Below are 19,622 nucleotides of genomic sequence, written 5' to 3' on the forward strand. Positions count from 1 at the left end.
GTTGGACTTCTCGCTGCTCGGCCCGATCGCCGTGACGGCCGGCTCCCGGGAGCTGCCGCTCGGCCCCGCAAAACGGCGCAGTGTGCTGGCGCTGCTGTTGCTGCAGCCCAACACCACCGTTCCGCTGGAGCAGTTGATCGACTCCCTGTGGGAGGACGAGCCGCCCGAGCATGCGCGCACGGTCGTCCAGGGGCATGTCTCCCGGCTGCGCGCCACGCTCGCCGAGGGCGGCGCCGATGCGTACGGCATCGAGCTGGCCACCCATGGCTCGGCCTATCTGCTGCGACTGCCGGAGGAGCTGATCGACGCCCACCGCTTCAGCGAGCTGGTGACGCTGGCCCGTCCCGAGGCGGCCCCGGCCGACGCGGTGGCACTGCTGCGCGAGGCGCTGGGCCTGTGGCGCGGGCCGGCACTGACCGGCACGGTCACCAGTCCGCCGTTCGCGGCCGCGGCACATGCGCTGGAGGAGCGCCGGCTGGCGGCCGTGGAGGCACTGGGCCGGGCGCACGGCGCACTCGGCGAGCACGACCAGGCGGTGGCGATCCTCTACTCCGCGGCCGCCAACCACCCCTTGCGGGAAGGGCTGATCGCCGGGCTGATGCGGGCGCTGTTCCGCACCGGGCGGCAGTCCGACGCGCTGGAGTGGTTCCACCGCACCCGCCGGCTGCTCAACGAGGAACTGGGCGTCGACCCCGGCGAGCGGCTGCGCAGTGCGTACGAGGAGATCCTGCGCGCCGAGGCGGCGGGCAGCGGGCGCGGGAGCGCGACGAAGCCGGCGACGGGCAGGGACCGGGAGACGGCGCAGCTCGCGGGCGGGGAGCGGGGCGCAGCGCGTTCCGCGGGCGGGGGCCGGGTGCCCGCACCGGGGAGCCCAGCGGGTTCGGGGGCAGACGGCCCGGGACCCGAGGGAGTGCTTTCCGCCGCTCCGCCGTTCGGTCCCGTATCGGGCGGGCCGGGAGCCGGGGCCGAGCGGACCGGTGCCGCGCCGCGGCTGCTGCCCCGGCCGCCGGCCCGCTTCCTGGGCCGGGAGCACCAACTCGCGACGCTGACCGACGCCTTGATGGACCGTACGACCGGTGAGAGCCCGCTCGCGGTGGTCGCCGGACCGGTCGGCGTCGGCAAGACCGCCTGTGCCGTGCAGTGGGCGCATCTGCACGCCGACGCCTTCCCCGACGGCCAGCTCTTCGCCGACCTCCGCGGTTTCGGCGAGGGCGACGAGGCGGCGCCGGCCGAGATCCTGCGCGACTTCCTGCTCGCGCTCGGCACCCCCCAGGAGCAGGTTCCCGGCTCGGCGCAGGCCGCCTCGGCACTGTTCCGTTCACTGGTCGCCGAGCGCCGGCTGCTGGTCGTCCTCGACAACGCCCGCAGTTCGGCACAGGTACGGCCGCTGCTGCCCGGCGGACCGCACTGCGCCACGGTCGTCACCAGCCGCAGCCGGCTCGACGGCCTGGTCGCCACCGACTGCGCCCGGCCGGTGGGTCTCCAGGCGCTCGGTCACGAGGAGGGCGCGGCGCTGCTCGGCGCCATGCTCGGGCCGGAGCGGGTGGCCGAGGACCCGGCCGCCGCGCGCGAACTGGTCGACCTGTGCGACGGGCTGCCGCTGGCGCTGCGGGCCGCGGCCGCCCAGCTGACCGCCCGGCCGCGCTGGCGGCTGGCCCGGCTCGCGGCCGCCCTGCGCGACGAACAGCGGCGGCTGGCGCTGCTGTCGGCGGAGGACACCGGGATCGCGGCGGCGCTGCGAATGTCCGTCGCCCGGCTGTCCGCGGACGACGCCCGGCTGCTGTCGGCGCTGGCGACCAGCGCGGACGGGCACCTCAACGCGGCGGTGGCGGCGGCGCTGGCCGGTTACGACCCGGAGCGCACCCAGGACGGCCTGGACCGGCTCGCCGAAATGCATCTGGTGGACGAGGAGGCCACCGATGTCTACACGATCAGCACGCTGACGCAGCTGTTCGCCCGGGACGAGCGCGGCGAGGGCGGAGGAAGCGGCGCGGGCGGGGCGTAGCGGCGCGGGTGGCCTAGCGGGTGACGGTAAGGGACATGAGGCGCTGAGGGCGTCGGCGGGCACGGACGTTAGGCGCGCGTTAGTGGCGCGGCAGCGGCGGGCGGCAATCTGAGTGCATCGACCGACCGACTCGGGGGAGACCGCAATGCCGCAGCGTCAGGACCGCACCAGCAGCCCTCGCACCGCCCGTACCGCCCCTCGTGGCGCGCTGCGGATCGCCGCCGCCGGTCTGACCGCGGTGGCCGCGCTCACCCTCACCGCCTGCGGCGGCCAGGACAACCCGCTCCAGACCAGCGAGGCCAAGCCGTTCCACCCCGCGGTGCAGGGCGTCCAGGACTCGGCGTCCCGGACGGCCCGCAAGCTGCCGGAGAAGGAGGCCGGTGAGGCGGGGAGCGGGGCCCGGCCCGACGGCAGCGCGGCGGAGCAGGCCTCCGCACGGCGCGAGGTACCCGGCGCAGCCGGCGGCACCGACGCTCGTCCTGCCGGCGGGACCGCCGGACACGGCACCTCGGGCGTCCGGCATTCCGCCTGTGACGCCGCGACGATCCGGATCGTCGCCAAGCCGCTGCAGCGGCCGGTCAATCACCTGCTGCTGGTGGCCACCAACACCTCCGGCGCCACCTGCGACCTCTACTACGCTCCCAAACTGCGCTTCGACGACGCTCAGTCGCCGCTCGCCGACCTGCCGGAGAGCAGGCCGCAGGCGGTGGTCACCCTGGCGCCCGGGGAGTCGGGCTACGCCGGTGTTCTGACCTCCGCGGCCGACGGTTCCGGCCGCAACGGCGGCCGGCGGACCTCGCTGTCCGTCAGCCTGCCGGGCCGTGACGGCAAGGGCAGCGTCGGCGGCTCGGCGAAGGTGGCGCTGCCGGGCGGCGCGGTGTACGTCGACGACAGCGCGTGGGTGACGTACTGGCAGTCGGACGCGGGCGACGCCACTGCCTGGTAAGGCATCACGCCACCGCCGACTTCCCTTGAACCAGGGCGCCCGCATCCCCCAGCGGGCGCCCTTCCCGTTGTCCCGTCATGTCTCACGCAGGAGCCCGTGACGTCCCATCCAGCCAACATCTCCGCAGGTCACTCCCATGCATGCGGCAGAGATGTCTCAGGGGACACCAAGCCCGGGGCCGGCACCCTTCCGCCGTCCCACGATGTTCTCCGTCGCCGCGGCGGGACCACCCGGCGGCTCACCGACCGGCCGCCGGCCATTGGCCAACCGGCCGCCTACGGAGGGGACTCGGCATGAAGGAGCACACGCAAGGCGGTCGCGGGGCCGCAGTGCGGAAAGTGCTGCCCGCGGTGGTCGCCGCGGGAATCGGCGTCGCCGGATTCGCGGTGCCGGCCCACGGCAGCGAGCCCGGCCCTGCGGCCGCCACCGGCATACGGCAGACCGCGGACGCGGACATACGGCAGTCCACGGCCGCCGACGGACGGCAGGCGGCGGCCGCCGCGGACTTTCCCACCTGGGGGACGCGATGGGTGGTGCACGCCGGCCCCGACGTCAGCTCCCCCGCCGTCGGCATGATCAACAAGGCCGCCGCGGGCCAGGACCGGATCACCGCCGACTACCAGGTCGACACCGGGCACCAGGTGTGCCAGGGCAGCGCCTGCTCGACGTACATGGCCCACCTCACGGGCCCGGTCACCGGCTTCCTCACGGTGGTCGCGGTGGACGTCCCGCAGGACCGGCTGCCGGGCGTACCGGTCCACGGCGATGGCGGCCGGCCGCAGCCCAGCGGCTCCCGCCAGGAGATGCTGAACCGGGCCGCCGCCTGGCTCACCGCCAACAATGGCGCCCAGGTCCCGTACAGCCAGGCCCAGGTCTGGAAGGACGGCTACCGCCAGGACTGCTCGGGCTATGCGTCCATGGCGCTCGGGCTGCCGACGCCGGGCACCAACACCGTGGGGCTGGCCACCAACCGCGATATCACCCGGCCGATTTCGCTCGGCGCACTCAAGCCCGGTGACCTGCTCATCGATGCGTCCGGGGACAACAACAACCGGCACGTGGTGATCTTCGAGAAGTGGAACAACGACGCACACTCCTCGTACACGGCCTACGAGCAGCGCGGCGACCACGGCACCGACCACCGGACGCTGACCTATGGCCTGCCGGGCGGGGACGCGGAGTTCACGCCGTACCGTCCGGTGATGTTCGGCGACTGAGGCGCCGCACGACCTCGCGTCACTGTTTCACGTGAAACGAGGGGGCTGGTGCGAGGCGCTGATGCACGGCCCGTTTCACGTGAAACGTCATCAGCTGGTCCGGGTCCGATCCGGATCGTGTAACGAGGGGTACTTCCGTCACAGGGGAGCGGAAGTGCCCCTCGCGCGCGCATGTCCCCTGTGCTGGAATGCGGGATGTGCCTGGCAATCAGAACCACGCCGCTCATCCCCGACGTAAGCCACTGGCTCCTCTACCCGACGATCTCTCCGGTCCCACCCGTGAGTTCGCCCTCGCTCTACGCCGTATGCATGGTGAACTCGGTTACAGTCTCAAGGAGTTGGAGGGCCGGTTACCGGCGAGCCGCTCGTCGCTCTCGCGCTATTTGCGGGGCCAGGGGCTGCCCGATGAACGGCTGCTGGTGCAGTGGTGCAAGCTCTCCTTCACCGGCGAGGACCGGCTGCCCGCACTCGTCGATCTGCTGCACCGGGCCCAGGAGGCAGCGGACTCGGGCCCTGACCTCGCACGGGAAGCGGCCGGGACGGACGAGCCGGCGGACCAGGGGACGGAGCAGGGAGCGCGGGGACGGCGTCGGCTGCCGCTGGTGCTCGCCGCGCTCGGGACGGCCGCGGTGCTGGCCGGTGCCGCGGTGGCCATTCCCGCGCTCACCAGCCCGGACCGGACCTCGGACGGCCCCTCGCACGACAGCGTGGGCGCAGGCGGAGTGCAGGGGTCGGAGACCTCCGCCAAGGGCACCGGGTCCGCCCGGATCACCGTCAACAACGTCGAACGGGCCTGTCAGCGCCCCCGCACCGAGAACTGTGCGCTCGGCCTGGCCCGTGATCCCTACCTGGTCTACCGGCGCTCCAACGTCGTGGCGCACGTCTGGCACGGCGACGTGCTGCGTGCGGTGTGCCGGATCGCCAACGGTGTGTCGGTCACCGACGAGGCGGGCGGGCACAGCAGCATCTGGTTCCGGGTCGATCACGACGGCGCCAGGATGTGGGTGCCGGGAATCCGCATCCGGCCGGAACAGCTCGACAACACCACCTTGCCGACCTGTCCGGAGGGATCCTGACCCTGCCTTTCCGGGCCGCGACTCCGCCGCGCGTCGCTGACCTGCGGTGACGTCGCTCCGGCCGGAGCCGCCGCGCACCCGCCCTGGAAGATCGAACCGCAATCGATATCGTGGCCGTGCCATGACAGACACACCTCGCTGACCGTAGCGACCCACTGGGGGACTCCACCCATGACCGCACCCCGCTCCCGCCGCCGCTCCGCCGCGTACGCCGCGCTGGCCCTCGGGCTCGCCGGTTCGCTCGCGCTGACCGGCTGCAACAGCCACTCCTCGAAGAAGTCGAAGAAGACCTCCTCCTCGTCCTCCAAGAGCAAGAAGCGGAAGATCATCGGTGGCGGTGCGGCCGCGGCAGGCGCGGGAGCCGGCGCGGCGTCGCGCCGCGTGTCCCCCTGCTGGCCCAGCACCTACCGGGTCACGTTCTCCCAGCAGACCGGCCCGGACAGTCATGTGACGGTGAAGTTCAAGAACACCACCAGCAACACCTGCCGGCTGTACAACGGCCCGCGGCTGCGCTTCAACAACGCCAAGGCACCGCTGCCGCTGCTGGCGGGCGAGCCCAATGTCATGGGCTCGACCATCGACGTGCCCGCCAAGGGCTATGCGTACGCGGTCATCCCGACCAACACGCCGGCCAGCAAGGGCACCGAGCAGAAGTCGGTGACCATCGACTTCATGGGCTCCACCGCGAGTTCCACCACCCGCGGCCCGGTCACCCTGAACTTCGCGGAGAAGCGGCTGCACATCTCCGTCGGCAAGAGCAAGATCACCAACTGGTCGCACAGCATCCACGGGGCCGAAGTGACGGCCGGCGTCGGGAACTGATCCGGCACCACCAACACCGCCGCCCCACCGGCACGGCCCGGGCCCCGTCAACGGGCCCGGGCGCCGGGGGCTATGCGGCGTCCAGCCCCGCCAGCACCAGCCCGAGCCGGGCCACGCCGTCCTCGGTGACGGTCACCGGAACGCCCCAGTCCTGCTGGTGGACGTGGCAGGCGGGGTACTCGATGTCCGGGGCGTCGTCGCAGGACGCGGCCATCGCCGAGACGTGCAGCACGCCATCGGTCACCCCGTCCGCGAGCACCAGCTCCCGGCTGAGGTCCGTGCCGGCGCCCGCACCGTCGGCGAGCAGTTCCGGCGGGGTCGCGCTGACCAGCAGCCGGGTCGACGGGCCGTAGCGGGTGTCGAGCTTCTGGCCCGCCGGGGCCTGGAAGACCACATCGAGCCGGAGTGCGCCCGGCGCCACCTCGGTGGCCGCACGCTGGGTGCGGTGCGCCACCGCCTCCACCCGGACCGCCTCCTCGGGCAGCCGCAGCCGGGTCAGCCGGTGCCGCGCGGACTCGACGACCACGATGTCGTCGTCGACGAGCACCGCGTCGGACGGCTCGCGCAGATCCGTCGCCAGCGTCGTCACCTCGCCGCTCGCCGGGTCGTAGCGGCGCAGGGCGTGGTTGTAGGTGTCCGCGATCGCGACCGAGCCGTCGGGCAGCGCGGTGACGCCCAGCGGGTGCTGGAGCAGCGCCTGCCCGGCGGCGCCGTCGCGGTGGCCGAAGTCGAAGAGACCGGTGCCGACGGCCGTGCGGATGACGTATCCGTCCTCCGCGGGCTCGACCCAGCGGACCGCGCTGGTCTCCGAGTCCGCGATCCACAGCCGGTCAGCGGCCGCCGCGAGCCCGGACGGCTGGGCGAACCAGGCCTCGGCGGCCGGGCCGTCCACCAGGCCCTCGTTCGTCGTGCCGGCGGCCACCTCGACCGTGCCGGTGGCCGGGTCGTACGTCCACAGCTGGTGCACACCGGCCATCGCGATCCACAGCCGGTCCTGCCACCAGGCGATGTCCCACGGGGAGGAGAGGGCCACCTCGCGCGCCGGTCCGGACGTCGGGGAGCCCTGCCACCACTGCTTGCCGGTGCCGGCCACCGTCTCCAGCGTGCCGCTGGCGGGGTCGAAGACGCGCAGGGCGTGGTTGACGGTGTCCGCGACGGCGACCTTGCCGTCGGGCAGCAGGGCCAGGCCCTGCGGTTCGTTGAAGGTGTCCGGGGTCAGGCCGCGCTCACCGCTGCCGATCCGGCGCAGCACCCGCTCGCCGTCCTCGGCCAGCTCGACGAGCTGGTGGCGGGTGGTGTCGGAGACCAGGAAGCTGCCGCCCGGCAGCCGGACCGCCTTGCCGGGGAAGCGCAGGTCCGTGGCGACCGGCTCCGGCGGTACGTACGGGCCGTCGCCGCGCCGCAGGGTGCCCTTCGCCTCGTGCTCGGCCTCCAGCTCCTCGACGAGCGTGGCGATGGCGTGCGCATGGCCCTCGCCGGCGTGCTGGGCGACGACGTACCCCTCAGGGTCGATCACCACCAGCGTCGGCCAGGCCCGGACCGCGTACTGCTTCCACGTGGCGAGCTCGGGGTCGTCGAGGACCGGGTGCTCGACGCCGTACCGCTCGACGGCGTCCACCACCGCCTGGTGTTCGGCCTCGTGCACGAACTTCGGGGAGTGCACACCGATGATCACGACCGTGTCGCGGTGCTTCTCCTCCAGCTCCCGCAGCTCGTCCAGGACGTGCAGGCAGTTCACACAGCAGAACGTCCAGAAATCCAGGACGACGATGCGTCCTCGCAGGTCGGAGAGGGTCAGGTCCTTGTTGCCGGTATTCAGCCAGCCGCCCTTGCCGATCAGCTCGGGGGCCCGGACGCGCGCACGTGAAGCCATGTGGACATTCAACGTCACTCGGGTGCGTGCGCATTCCGCAGGGGCGTCGGGGAACAGGTCAGCCATGCAGCCCTCACCCGCGGCGCAGTCGCCGCGCTCCGGCACCTTCCTCGTCCGCGACCGGATCTTCGGCATCGGCGACGACTACTGGATCGACGACGAACACGGCCGCCACGCCTTCCTCGTGGACGGCAAGGCGCTCCGGATGCGGGAGACGTTCGAGCTGAAGGACGCCGAAGGCCGGGTGCTGATCACCATCCGGAAGAAGATGCTGGCCGTGCGCGACACGATGACGATCGAGCGGGACGACGCGCCGCTGGCCACCATCCGCCGCAAGCGGCTCTCGCTGCTGCGCAACCACTACCGTGTGGAGCTGGCGGACGGCACCGTGCTGGACGTCAGCGGCAAGATCCTGGACCGGGAGTTCGCCGTCGAGTACGAGGGCGAACTGCTCGCCGACATCTCGCGGCGCTGGCTGACCGTGCGCGACACCTATGCCGTCAAGGTCGTACGGGACGACGCGGATCCGGCGCTGCTGATCGCCGTCGCGGTGTGCGTGATCCGGCTGGCCGAGCGGGAGCGCGGCGGGGACTGAGCTACGGGCGCCCGGGAACCCCGCGCCGGAACCCGCTGCGGTCGCGGGACATCGTCCTACGATGGTCCCCCGAAAGCACTGCCGGGGTGCCCGTGCGCAGCGGTAACTTAACTGCACAGACAGCAGCCCGCGTACGAACCGTCCGAGGGGTCCCGTGACCGTCCATCCCAGCCTTCAGTCCTCCATCGATGCCTGGACGCACTCCATAGAAGCGATAACCGAGCTGGTGACTCCGCTCGTCGAGGGCGAGTGGAACCGGGCGACGTGCCTGCCAGGATGGTCGGTTCGCGATGTGGTCTCGCACATCATCGGCCTGGAATGCGAAATGCTGGGCGATCCACGGCCGATTCACACCCTGCCGCGCGACCTCTACCACGTCCGCAGTGAGTCGGCGCGCCGCATGGAGGTGCAGGTCGACGTCCGCCGGCACCACACCGCGCCGGAAATGCTCAGCGAGCTCGAATACACCGTCATCCGCCGTTCCCGGCAGCTGCGCAACGAGTCCCGCGAACCCGACGCGGTGGTGCGCAGCCCGCTCGATGAGGACCGGTCGCTGGAATTCGTGCTCCAGCAGCGGGCGTTCGACGTGTGGGTGCATGAGCAGGACCTGCGCCGGGCGCTCGGTAAGCCCGGCAATCTCGACTCCCCCGGCGCGCAGGTGACCCGCGATCTGCTGGTCAAGGTGCTGCCCGGCATCGTCTCCAAGAGGGCCCAGGCGCCCGCCGGTTCGGTGGTGGTCTTCGACGTCAGCGGCCCGCTGGAGTTCCTGCGTACGGTCCGGATCGACAACGAGGGCAACGCCACCATCGACGGCAGCGTGTCGCTCGGCCCGACGGTGACCCTCGCCCTGGACTGGGACACCTTCCACCAGCTGGCCTGCGGCCGCATCGGCCCGGCGGCGGTCGCCGAGCAGATCAAGATCGATGGTGACCAGGAGCTGGCCGAGGCGATCCTGGACAACCTCGCGGTCACGCCGTAGTGAACGCGGTCACGCCGTAGTGAACTTGGGCCGGCGGACCACTCCGCGTCGGCCGGCCCCCGTTTCACGTGAAACAGCACCCGCCGTTTCACGTGAAACAGCGCCGCTCAGGCCGGAACATGCACCGCCTCGACGCGGCTGACGACCAGCCGCTCACGCTCGCGGCGGGCGGCCCGGCGGCGCAGTCGCAAGATCTGTGAGACACCGACCGCTTCGAGGACGAAGACCGAGGCGAAGGCGATCCGGTAGTTGTCGCCGGTCGCGTCCAGCAGGACGCCGATCGCGAGCAGCGTCGTCATCGACGCGGTGAAGCCGCCCATGTTGACGATGCCGGAGGCGGTGCCCTGGCGCTCGGGCGGATTAGCGGGCCGGGCGAAGTCGAAGCCGATCATCGACGCCGGACCGCAGGCGCCCAGCACGGCGCAGAGCGCGATCAGCAGGCCCATGGGCGCATGGTCGGCCGGCCAGCTCAGCACGCTCGCCCAGAGCAGGGCGGTGGCGCCGACCGTGCCCAGTGCCAGCGGCATACGGGCGGCGTGGTGGCGGGCGATGATCTGGCCGTAGACCAGCCCCACGGCCATGTTGGAGAGCACCACCAGGGTGAGCAGTTCACCGGCGGTGCCGCGGGACAAGCCCTGTGCCTCGACGAGGAACGGCAGGCCCCACAGCAGCAGGAAGACCATGGCCGGGAACTGGGTGGTGAAGTGCACCCACATGCCCAGCCGGGTGCCGGGCTCCCGCCAGACGTCCGCGATCTGCCGGCGCACGAACCCGGTGCCGGTGTGCCCGGCCGGGGCCGGCGGCGGCTCGAAGCCCTCGGGGTGGTCTTTGAGGAAGGCCAGCAGCACGATCAGCACGACGATGCCGCCGGCCGCACTGGCGGCGAAGGTCGGGGTCCAGCCGAAGGTGTGCAGGAAGCGGGCGAGGACGAGGGTGGAGATGAGGTTGCCGGCCATTCCGACCAGTGCGGCGATCTGGGCGATCATGGGGCCTCGCCGGGCCGGGAACCAGCGCGACCCCAGCCGCAGCACGCTGATGAAGGTCATCGCGTCACCGCAGCCCAGCAGCGCGCGCGAGCCGAGCGCCATGGGGTACGAAGCGGAGAGCGCGAAGCCGAACTGGCCGGCGGTGTAGAGGACGACGCCGAGCGTCAGCACCCTTTTGGCGCCGAGCCGATCGACCAGCAGGCCGACGGGAATCTGCATCCCCGCGTACACCAGCAGCTGGAGGATGGAGAAGGTCGACAGCGCCGAGGCGTTGATGTGGAAGCGTTCGGCGGCGTCCAGCCCGGCCACGCCCAGGCTCGTGCGGTAGGTGATCGCGACGAAGTAGACGGCGACGCCGATGCCCCAGACCGCCATGGCCCGGGGGCCGCCGGGCGGGTCGGCGGTCAGCAGCCGGGCGCCGCCCCCTGTGCCGGAGCAGGCGGAACCGCCGCCGACGGACCCCGGGCCCGTGCCGGAGCCGCCGTCTATGGAGCCGTCCGGTCCGCCGGTCCCACCGCTCATCGCACGTCTCCCTGGGCGAGGTTGCGGACCCAGCTGACGTGCCGGTGCACGACCTCGGTCGCGGCCTCCGCGTCGCCGGCCCGCAGCGCGTCGAGGATCTCGGCGTGCTCGGCGATGTTCTTGGCGATCCGGTCGGGGTGGGCGTGCATCACCGCGACGCCCATCCGCAACTGGCGGTCGCGTAGCTGCTCGTAGAGCCGGTCCAGGATCTGGTTGCCGGCGCTGCGCACGATGGCGGCGTGGAAGGCGCGGTCGGTGATGGACACGGCGGCCAGGTCACCGGACGCGGCCTGCTCGCGCATGGTGTCCAGCAGCTCGGTCAGCTCGGTGAGCAGCGGCTCGCTCGCGGGCACCGCCTTGGCGGCGGCGTGCTTCTCCACCAGCAGCCGGGTCTCGACCACGTCGGCGATCTCCTGTGCGGAGACCGGCAGCACCATGGCGCCCTTCTTCGGGTAGAGCTTGATCAGCCCCTCGACCTCCAGGCGCAGCAGCGCCTCGCGCACCGGCGTCCGTGACACGCCCACCGCGTCGGCCAGCTCGCCTTCGGTGAGCAGCATGCCGCCCTCGTAGCGGCGCTGCAGGACGGCGTCCTTGACGTGCGCATAGACCCGCTCGGCGGCGGGCGGTTGTTTGGCGGTGGATTCTCTGGCGGGGGCGGTGGGCGTGGACGCGGTGGGCATGCGCACAGGATAGATACAACAGGTATGCGTCCGAAACGTGATTCCGCGATGCGGACGATCGATGGGGGCGGACGGGCGTGGACGATCGACGGACGGCTCGGAGCCGTACGTCAGCCCGGCATCCGCCCCTGGGCCACCAGGCGGTCGACGACCTGGGAGTGCGCCGGGGCACAGCGCTCGCGCGCTTCCCGGCGGTCGAACCAGGCGTACTCGGCGATCTCCCGGCCCGGCACCGGCACGATGTCCTGTGGCCCGCCGGTGAAGCAGGTCATGTGCAGCCGGCGGCCGTTCTTGCCGTGCGCGACGTCATGGATGACGAACGCCTCCGTCAGGGTCCCGGCGGGGACGTCGAGGCCAAGTTCCTCGGACAGCTCCCGTGACAGCGCCTCAGGGGCGGACTCCCCGGGCTCGTACTTCCCGCCGGGGAGGTAGAACGTGTCGTTGCCGCGCGTGCGGACGCTCAGCAGCCGGCCCTCCCGCACGTGCAGCCAGCTCACCGACCTCAGCGGCGCCGCCCGTTCCAGCACGAGCAGCGGGTGGCCGGTCTCCTCGTCCACCCGCCGCCCCCGCTCGGTGAAGCCCAGGTGCGCGTAGAAGCGGCGGGCGCGGGCATTGCCCTCGAAGACCTCCAGGGTCAGCGCGCCGTACCGCGCCGCCCCGTGTTCCACCAACTGCCGGCCGACGCCGCTGCCTTGGGCCTCCGGCGCGACGAACAGCCCGCCGATCTCGCCGTCGGGGAGCAGGCCGAGCAGCCCGATGACCGTGCCCGCGCGTTCGGCGACCCAGTTCTCGGCCCGGACGAGATACACCTCGCGGAGGATCCGGGCGCGCTCGCCCTCGCCCTCCCCCTCGATGAACGGATGCGCCCGGCGCACCGCCCGCGACCAGAGATCGATGACAACGTCCTGGTCAGCATCCCGGTACCGGCGGATGATCAAGTCGCGGCTCATTCCGCCGACGGTAAGCGGCTGCGACCGGCGACGGCAAACCCTTTCCCGGCCCCGGTCGCAAGGGGGACCACAGGCGGACGGCGGGTCCACCTCAGGTCTGACCCGAGTCCGTACCTGGCGCGTACGGAGCGGCCCGGATTCCATGGGTGAATGGAGGCATGGAGCCGGGGAGGCTCCGGGATTCAAGGGGAGTTGACCATGCAGTCCAGGACGAACGCCGGCCGTCGTGCGCGGAACACCGTCGTACTGGCGTTGATCGTCGCCGGCCTGTGGGCGGGGGTCGCGCTGACCCGCGGCGCCGCACACGCCGATGAGTCCGGTCCGACCGGGCCGGTGGCCCACTTCAGCCGCGCCGTGCAGCTCATCCGCGGCTGACCGGCCCTACGAACGGACCGGCTGCGGCGCGCCGCGGTAGCTGCCGAAGGACCAGCGGTTGCCCTCCGGGTCGCGGGCGCTGAAGCCCCGGGACCCGTAGTCGGTGTCGGCCGGTTCGTCGGTGATCTCCGCGCCGGCGGCCCGGGCACGGGCACACAACGCGTCGGGCCGGCCGGTGACCACATAGGCGCCACAGGCCCCCGGCTGCAGCCCGCAGGGGTCGTCGTCCGCCTCGCGGACCGAACCGAGCATGATGCCGCCGCCCTCGGGCCAGGAGAGCTCGGCGTGCTCGACCCGCTCCCCGTCGCCGTACACCGCGGTCGCTTCAAAGCCGAACGCCTCGGTCAGGAACCGGATCAGGGCGCGGGCGTCCCGGGCCCTGATCATCGGCCACACCTGGGGTGCGGGTGCGGTCGCGGAGTCGTGCGGGGATGTGGTGGTCTCAGACGTGGTCTGCGGCATGAGCGCCGTTCCTCCTCGGTCGGTACGGCCCCGGGTGGGCCGCCGGCCTCAGCCTTTCGCGCAGCCGTCCGCCGGGGCTTGGACGTTTCGGAACTCCTCGGCGAGCCACCGGCTGGGCGGACAGCCGGCCAGCGAGCGGAACTCCCGGGCGAGGTGCGCCTGGTCGAAGTAGCCGCAGTCGGCGGCCAGTTCGGCGAGGAGCGGGGGCGAGCCGGTACGGGCCGCGGCGCCCAGCCGTCGTCGTGCGCGGTCGAAACGGATGACCCGGGCGGCGGTCTTGGGCGTCAGACCGGTTTCCTGCCGGAAGCGGGCGGTCAGATGGCGGGCGCTCCAGCCGATGTCGGCGGCGAGCGCCGCGACCGGTACGGCGCCCCGGGAGGCGGTCAGCAGCTGCCAGGCGCGGGCGACCTCGGGCACCGGGGCGGGCCCCGCACCACCCGGCTCCCGGTCCAGCCACCGCAGCAGATGGGCGTCCAGCAGCGCGAACCGTTCCGGCCAGCCGGCGGCCGCCCGCAACCGCTCGGCGATGTCCCGGCCCCGCGGCCCGAGCACCGCCTCCGCGGGGAGATCGAGACCGGCCAGCTCACCGGCCGGCAGACCCAGCAGCGCCCGGGCGCCCAGCGGGTGCAGACCGAGCTGGATGCCCGACTGGCGGCCCTGATGGGTGATCAGCGCGGGACGGGTGTGCAATCCGCCGAGGAGGGTGACGTAGCTGCCGGGGGCCTGACCGGGGTCCGGGTGGCCGGCCAGGGTGAGCGGTTCGTCGAGGGTGAAGATCAGGGTCAGCCGGGGCGAGGGCAGCCCGCGGTGGAGGGCGGGCGGGACCCCGGCCTGCCGGTATGCGACGTAGGAGCTGACGTACGGCCGGAGCGCGGGCGCGGGCCGGGCGATCAGCTGCTCGTCGACGGCAGCGGACGGGACGGCAGCGGGCGCGCCCCTGGCATGAGGGCGGGCCGGCCCGGCGTGGGGGTGGGGCGGTGTTTCACGTGAAACACCGCCCCCGGCCCCAGGCGCCGTTTCACGTGAAACGACGCCCTTGCCCGACCGGCCCTGCATCCCTGGTCAGCCCCAGGTGATCAGCCGCTTCGGTCGCTCCAGCACCGCCGCGATATCCGCGAGCAGCTTGGAGCCCAGCTCACCGTCGACGAGACGGTGGTCGAAGGACAGCGCGAGGGTGGTGACCTGGCGCGCCTTCACCTTGCCCTTGTGCACCCAGGGCTGGAGCTTGATCGCCCCGACGGCGAGGATCGCCGACTCCCCCGGGTTGAGGATCGGCGTACCGGAGTCGACGCCGAAGACACCGACGTTGGTGATGGTGACGGTGCCACCGCTCATGGCCGCCGGAGAGGTCTTGCCCTCGCGGGCGGTGGCGACCAATTCGCCCAGTTCCTCGGCGAGTTGCGGAAGCGTCTTGGACCCGGCGTCCTTGATGTTGGGGACGATCAGCCCCCGCGGGGTGGCCGCCGCGATGCCGAGGTTCACATAGTCCTTGTAGACGATCTCCTGGTTCGCCTCGTCCCAGGACGCATTGACCTCCGGGTGCCGCTTGAGGGCGACCAGGAGGGCCTTGGCGACGATCAGCAGCGGGTTGACCCGCAGGCCGGCCATGTCCGGGTCCTGCTTCAGTTCCTGGACGAGCTTCATCGTGCGGGTCACGTCGACGGTGATGAACTCCGTGACGTGCGGCGCGGTGAAGGCGCTGGCCACCATCGCCTGCGCGGTGGCCTTGCGTACGCCCTTGACCGGCACCCGCCGCTCGCGGGCCGCGGCGTCCACGACACCGGTCACCACGGGAGCGGCGGCTCGCGCGGCGGGAGCCTCCACGGCCGGTGCCTGCGCCGGTGCCGGGGCGGCGGCCGCGTGCACGTCCTCGCGGGTGATGATGCCGTCCGGCCCGGTCGGGGAGACGGTCGCCAGGTCGATGCCGAGGTCCTTGGCGAGCTTGCGCACCGGCGGCTTGGCCAGCGGCCGCCCGGCGGTCCCACCGCCCACGGGCCGGGCGTCCGGCGTCACCGGCGCGACCGGCTGCGGTGCGACGGGAGCGGCCGGCTGCGCCGCGGGCCGTCCGTTCAGCTCGGCCTGGAGCGCGGCCTTCACCGGCTCCGGCTGGGCCGGCACACCGGCCTGCGGCTTGCGCGCCCGGCGCTTGGTCGAGGACGGCGCGGCGCCGTAGCCGACCAGGACCGCCTGCCGGCCCTGCGGCTCGGCGTCCTCCTCGGACGGTGCGGCCTCCTGCGGCGTGCTCGCGGTCGCGGGGGCCTCGGCCGGTCCCGCGCCCGGGTCGGTGTCCACCGCGATGATGGCGGTGCCGACGTCGACGGTGACGCCCTCGCCGAAGCGCAGCTCGTGCACCACCCCGGTGTAGGGGATGGGCAGTTCGACGGCGGCCTTGGCGGTTTCGACCTCACACACGACCTGGCCGTCGGTGACGGTGTCACCGGGCTGGACGTACCACTTGAGGATCTCGGCCTCGGTGAGCCCCTCGCCCACGTCGGGCATCTTGAACTCGCGGAAGCGCTGGGCGTTGGCGGTGCCTGTAGTCATGGTTCCGAACTCTCCTCAAACCCTCAGTACGCCAGCGCACGGTCGACGGCGTCGAGCACCCGGTCCAGACCCGGAAGGTACTCGTCCTCCAGCCGGGAGGGCGGGTACGGGGCGTGGAAGCCGCCGACGCGCAGGACCGGGGCCTCCAGGTGGTAGAAGCACCGTTCGGTGATCCGGGCGGCGATCTCCGCGCCCGCACCGAAGAACACCGGCGCCTCGTGGACGACGACCAGGCGCCCGGTCTTCTGCACCGACGACTGCAGGGTGTCGAAGTCGATCGGGGAGAGCGAGCGCAGGTCGACGACCTCGACGGACTTGCCCTCCTCGGCCGCGACCTTGGCGACGTCCAGGCAGACCTTCACCATCGGGCCGTAGGCGGCCAGCGTCAGGTCCGAGCCGCTCTGGGTGATCCGGGCCTTGTGCAGCGGGTCCGGGATCGACTCGGTGTCCAGCCGCGACTTGTCGTGGTAGCGCCGCTTGGGTTCGAAGTAGATGACCGGGTCGTCACCCGCGATGGCCTGCTGGAGCATCCAGTAGGCGTCGGAGGAGTTCGAGGGAGTGACGATCTTGAGGCCCGCGACGTGCGCGAACAGCGCCTCGGGGGACTCGGAGTGGTGCTCGACCGCACCGATGCCGCCCGCGTACGGGATGCGGATGACGACCGGCACCTTGATCTTGCCCAGCGCGCGGGCGTGCATCTTGGCGAGCTGGGTGACGATCTGGTCGTAGGCAGGGAAGACGAAGCCGTCGAACTGGATCTCGACGACCGGGCGGTAGCCGCGCAGCGCCAGGCCGATCGCGGTGCCGACGATTCCCGACTCGGCGAGCGGAGTGTCGATCACCCGGTCCTCTCCGAAGTCCTTCTGCAGCCCGTCGGTGACCCGGAAGACGCCGCCGAGCTTGCCGACGTCCTCGCCCATGACGAGGACCTTGGGGTCGGCGTCCATGGAGGCGCGGAGCGAGGCGTTGATCGCCTTGGCGATGGTGATCTTCTCGTGGACGGCCATGGTCAGTTCCCCTCCGCCAGGACATCGGCATCGACGAACGACGCCTGGTACGCGGCGAACTGCGCGCGCTCCTCATCGACGAGCGCGTGCCCGTCGGCATAGACATTCTCGAAGATCGCCATGGTGTCCGGGTCCGGCATGGCGCGTACCGCGTCGCGGACCCGCTTGCCCAGGGCCTCGCTCTCCTCGTCGATGGCCGCGAGGAACGCCTCGTCGACCAGGCCCTCGGCCTCCAGGTACGTCCGCAGCCGCAGGATCGGGTCCTTGGCCTCCCAGGCCACCCGCTCCTCGTCCCCGCGGTAGCGCGTCGGGTCGTCGGAGGTGGTGTGCGCGCCCATCCGGTACGTGAACGCCTCGATCAGCATCGGGCCCTGGCCGGTGCGCGCCCGCTCCAGCGCCGCCTTGGTCACCGCGAGACAGGCCAGCACGTCGTTGCCGTCGACCCGTACGCCGGGGAATCCGAAACCGCGGGCACGCTGGTAGAGCGGCACCCGGGTCTGCTTCTCGGTGGGTTCGGAAATGGCCCACTGATTGTTCTGGCAGAAGAACACGACGGGGGCGTTGTACACCGCGGAGAACGTGAAGGATTCCGCGACATCGCCCTGGCTGGAGGCACCGTCACCGAAATACGCGATGACCGCGGAATCCGTGCCGTCCTTCTGGACACCCATCGCATAGCCGGTCGCGTGCAGCGTCTGCGAACCGATCACGATGGTGTAGAGGTGGAAGTTGTTGCTGTTCGGGTCCCAGCCGCCGTTGTTGACGCCACGGAACATGCCCAGCAGATTCGTCGGGTCGACCCCGCGGCACCAGGCCACGCCGTGCTCGCGGTACGTCGGGAAGACGTAGTCGTCGTCACGCAGGGCACGGGCGGAGCCGATCTGGGCCGCCTCCTGGCCCAGCAGCGAGGCCCACAGGCCCAGCTCGCCCTGGCGCTGGAGGGTGGTCGCCTCGGCGTCGAACTTCCGCGTCAGCACCATGTCGCGGTAGAGGCCGCGCAGTTCTTCGGGGGAAAGGTCGATGGCGTAGTCCGGGTGCTCGACCCGCTTCCCTTCCGGGGTCAGCAGTTGTACGAGCTGATCCTGCTCCGCCTCGTCGGCTCGGCCGTTGGGACGGGCCTTGGCCGGGGACGCCTTCTTGGCCGGCGTCGCCTTTTTGGCGGTGGTGCGCTTGCTGCCGCCGCGGGTGTTTTTCCGCTGCGCAGTGCCTTCCACGGTCACGTGCTGCTCCTCCGTCTGTCCGGCCCCCGGGGTCCGCCGGTGGCCGTATTGCGGCTCACCCGGTATCCGATACGGCGCACGGGGTGTGTGCGAACGCGGCCGGATCCGGGTGGAACAAAGCTCCCGGACAGTGGCCTGCTCATTGCACGTTACCCATTGTCAAAGCCGAAGTGGAAACGGCGCTGACCTGCGATTTTGCTTGGATTTCCAAGTAAAATCACGAAGGCTGGAACAACTCCTGGTCACAGCGTTGCAGGCCGCCGGGACAACGGCACGTTATATCGGTGACCTGGAGCACGGGAAGACTTGATGTGTGAGACTGAGCCCGTGCCCGAAGACGGAAAAATCACGGTATTTCTGCTCGACGACCATGAAGTCGTCCGCCGCGGGGTCCACGAAATGCTCGCGGTCGAGGCGGACATCGAGGTGGTCGGCGAGGCCGGCACCGCCGCAGATGCCCTGGTGAGGATCCCTGCGACGCGTCCCGACGTGGCCGTGCTGGACGTCCGGCTGCCGGACGGCAGCGGGGTCGAGGTCTGCCGGGAGATCCGTTCACAGAATCCGGACATCAAGTGCCTGATGCTCACCTCCTTCGCGGACGACGAGGCACTCTTCGATGCGATTATGGCCGGTACATCCGGTTATGTCCTCAAGGCCATCCGGGGGAACGAACTGCTCTCCGCCGTCCGTGACGTGGCCGCCGGCAAGTCGCTGCTCGACCCCGTGGCCACCGCCCGCGTACTGGAGCGGCTGCGCGACGGCAACGCCGCCAAGGGGGACGACCGGCTGGCGAGCCTGACCGAGCAGGAGCGCAGGATCCTCGACCTGATCGGCGAGGGCCTGACCAACCGCGCCATCGGGGAGCGCCTCCACCTCGCCGAGAAGACCATCAAGAACTACGTCTCCAGCCTGCTCTCCAAGCTCGGCATGGAGCGCCGCTCCCAGGCCGCCGCCTATGTGGCGCGCCGGCAGGCGGAGCGCCGCTGACCGACGGGTTACGGGACGGCCGCGCCGCGAGCTGCCACCACTCCGGCCGCCCGGGTCATGGCGATTCAGGACCATCGTCCCGTTCGTTCAAGGCTGCTGGATCCTGTTGCCTGCCCGCCCCGACCGGCAGGGTGGCGGCGTGCCCACCGACCACCACCGTGCCATCGAGCTGCTCGGCCGCACCCCCTACGGGCGGGTCTCGGCCAGTCGGCGGGCGCTGCCCTTCACCACCGTCACCCTGCCCGACGGGGTGCCCTTCGATCCCGTCTTCCTGCGCGTCGAGCCGGAGTTCGTCACCCTGCACCACCTCACCGAGGTGCCGGCCCTCGACCTCGCTCACTCAGGGTGAGGCTTTCCGATACCCCCACCCGCATAG

Annotated in this window: 19 protein-coding genes; 10 read left to right on the forward strand and 9 right to left on the reverse strand. The window is 71.8% G+C overall.

Translation table 11 applies throughout. From position 1 onward, the window contains the following. Window position 1: 1 nt before the first annotated feature. The 5 genes from IG62_RS0116745 (at window position 2) to IG62_RS0116765 (ending at window position 6,066) form a co-directional block, all read left to right on the forward strand. Complete coding sequence (locus IG62_RS0116745; RefSeq protein ID WP_030802853.1) at window positions 2–2,005, forward strand: AfsR/SARP family transcriptional regulator; 2,004 nt, start codon at window positions 2–4, stop codon at window positions 2,003–2,005. Between the two features lie 145 nt (window positions 2,006–2,150). After that, a complete protein-coding gene (locus tag IG62_RS0116750; protein WP_030802855.1) occupies window positions 2,151–2,951 on the forward strand; it encodes a DUF4232 domain-containing protein in 801 nt (266 codons plus the stop codon). A 293-nt stretch (window positions 2,952–3,244) separates the two neighbouring features. After that, complete coding sequence (locus IG62_RS0116755; RefSeq protein ID WP_030802859.1) at window positions 3,245–4,168, forward strand: hypothetical protein; 924 nt, start codon at window positions 3,245–3,247, stop codon at window positions 4,166–4,168. 305 nt (window positions 4,169–4,473) lie between these two features. Further along, window positions 4,474–5,244: a helix-turn-helix domain-containing protein gene (locus IG62_RS0116760; protein WP_107052999.1), complete on the forward strand. Its 771-nt coding sequence runs from the start codon at window positions 4,474–4,476 to the stop codon at window positions 5,242–5,244. A 171-nt stretch (window positions 5,245–5,415) separates the two neighbouring features. Next, complete coding sequence (locus IG62_RS0116765) at window positions 5,416–6,066, forward strand: DUF4232 domain-containing protein (RefSeq protein WP_030802866.1); 651 nt, start codon at window positions 5,416–5,418, stop codon at window positions 6,064–6,066. 70 nt (window positions 6,067–6,136) lie between these two features. On the opposite strand, the gene IG62_RS0116770 is transcribed toward IG62_RS0116765, so the two are convergent. Next, window positions 6,137–7,939 (reverse strand): NHL domain-containing thioredoxin family protein, encoded by a 1,803-nt coding sequence (locus IG62_RS0116770; RefSeq protein ID WP_030802869.1) that lies wholly within the window; start codon window positions 7,937–7,939, stop codon window positions 6,137–6,139. A gap of 64 nt (window positions 7,940–8,003) precedes the next feature. Here IG62_RS0116770 and IG62_RS0116775 point away from each other — a divergent pair, with 64 nt between their 5' ends. Both IG62_RS0116775 and IG62_RS0116780 read left to right on the forward strand, forming a co-directional pair. Then, window positions 8,004–8,534: an LURP-one-related/scramblase family protein gene (locus tag IG62_RS0116775; protein WP_051798160.1), complete on the forward strand. Its 531-nt coding sequence runs from the start codon at window positions 8,004–8,006 to the stop codon at window positions 8,532–8,534. 154 nt (window positions 8,535–8,688) lie between these two features. Further along, window positions 8,689–9,513 carry a maleylpyruvate isomerase family mycothiol-dependent enzyme gene (locus IG62_RS0116780; RefSeq protein ID WP_030802875.1) on the forward strand — a complete coding sequence of 275 codons (825 nt, stop codon included), beginning with the start codon at window positions 8,689–8,691 and terminating at the stop codon, window positions 9,511–9,513. A 107-nt stretch (window positions 9,514–9,620) separates the two neighbouring features. On the opposite strand, the gene IG62_RS0116785 is transcribed toward IG62_RS0116780, so the two are convergent. From IG62_RS0116785 to IG62_RS0116795, 3 genes are all read right to left on the reverse strand, one after another. Next, window positions 9,621–10,874: an MFS transporter gene (locus IG62_RS0116785; RefSeq protein WP_037838468.1), complete on the reverse strand. Its 1,254-nt coding sequence runs from the start codon at window positions 10,872–10,874 to the stop codon at window positions 9,621–9,623. Window positions 10,875–11,017: 143 nt separating this feature from the next. After that, window positions 11,018–11,701 (reverse strand): GntR family transcriptional regulator, encoded by a 684-nt coding sequence (locus IG62_RS0116790; protein WP_030802881.1) that lies wholly within the window; start codon window positions 11,699–11,701, stop codon window positions 11,018–11,020. A 110-nt stretch (window positions 11,702–11,811) separates the two neighbouring features. After that, on the reverse strand, window positions 11,812–12,651 hold the full coding sequence (locus IG62_RS0116795; RefSeq protein WP_030802884.1) for a GNAT family N-acetyltransferase: 840 nt from the start codon (window positions 12,649–12,651) through the stop codon (window positions 11,812–11,814). A 198-nt stretch (window positions 12,652–12,849) separates the two neighbouring features. Between IG62_RS0116795 and IG62_RS47820 the strand changes: the two genes are divergently transcribed. Further along, the gene (locus IG62_RS47820) at window positions 12,850–13,026 is read left to right on the forward strand and encodes a hypothetical protein (protein WP_199812485.1); all 177 of its coding nucleotides are present in this window, start codon (window positions 12,850–12,852) and stop codon (window positions 13,024–13,026) included. Window positions 13,027–13,032: 6 nt separating this feature from the next. Here the strand turns inward: IG62_RS47820 and IG62_RS0116805 are convergent, their stop codons facing one another. Genes IG62_RS0116805 through pdhA form a run of 5 tightly spaced genes read right to left on the reverse strand, consistent with a single transcriptional unit; the run spans window position 13,033 to window position 18,259 of the window. Next, window positions 13,033–13,488: a VOC family protein gene (locus tag IG62_RS0116805; RefSeq protein ID WP_051798161.1), complete on the reverse strand. Its 456-nt coding sequence runs from the start codon at window positions 13,486–13,488 to the stop codon at window positions 13,033–13,035. Window positions 13,489–13,536: 48 nt separating this feature from the next. Then, window positions 13,537–14,544 carry a helix-turn-helix domain-containing protein gene (locus IG62_RS0116810; RefSeq protein WP_078872046.1) on the reverse strand — a complete coding sequence of 336 codons (1,008 nt, stop codon included), beginning with the start codon at window positions 14,542–14,544 and terminating at the stop codon, window positions 13,537–13,539. Between the two features lie 6 nt (window positions 14,545–14,550). Beyond that, complete coding sequence (locus IG62_RS49555) at window positions 14,551–16,032, reverse strand: dihydrolipoamide acetyltransferase family protein (protein ID WP_030802893.1); 1,482 nt, start codon at window positions 16,030–16,032, stop codon at window positions 14,551–14,553. A 23-nt stretch (window positions 16,033–16,055) separates the two neighbouring features. After that, window positions 16,056–17,039, reverse strand: a complete 984-nt coding sequence (locus IG62_RS0116820; RefSeq protein WP_030802896.1) for an alpha-ketoacid dehydrogenase subunit beta — start codon at window positions 17,037–17,039, stop codon at window positions 16,056–16,058. 2 nt (window positions 17,040–17,041) lie between these two features. Next, on the reverse strand, window positions 17,042–18,259 hold the full coding sequence (gene pdhA, locus IG62_RS0116825) for a pyruvate dehydrogenase (acetyl-transferring) E1 component subunit alpha (RefSeq protein ID WP_030802900.1): 1,218 nt from the start codon (window positions 18,257–18,259) through the stop codon (window positions 17,042–17,044). Between the two features lie 327 nt (window positions 18,260–18,586). Between pdhA and IG62_RS0116830 the strand changes: the two genes are divergently transcribed. Both IG62_RS0116830 and IG62_RS0116835 read left to right on the forward strand, forming a co-directional pair. Then, window positions 18,587–19,246, forward strand: coding sequence for a response regulator (locus IG62_RS0116830; protein ID WP_030802903.1), 660 nt, complete (start codon window positions 18,587–18,589; stop codon window positions 19,244–19,246). 139 nt (window positions 19,247–19,385) lie between these two features. After that, on the forward strand, window positions 19,386–19,595 hold the full coding sequence (locus IG62_RS0116835) for a hypothetical protein (protein ID WP_030802912.1): 210 nt from the start codon (window positions 19,386–19,388) through the stop codon (window positions 19,593–19,595). Window positions 19,596–19,622: the final 27 nt, after the last annotated feature.

Origin of the sequence: Streptomyces sp. NRRL S-337 (genome assembly GCF_000720175.1) — a bacterium.
In the GTDB taxonomy this organism is placed as follows: Bacteria; Actinomycetota; Actinomycetes; order Streptomycetales; family Streptomycetaceae; genus Streptomyces; species Streptomyces siderophoricus.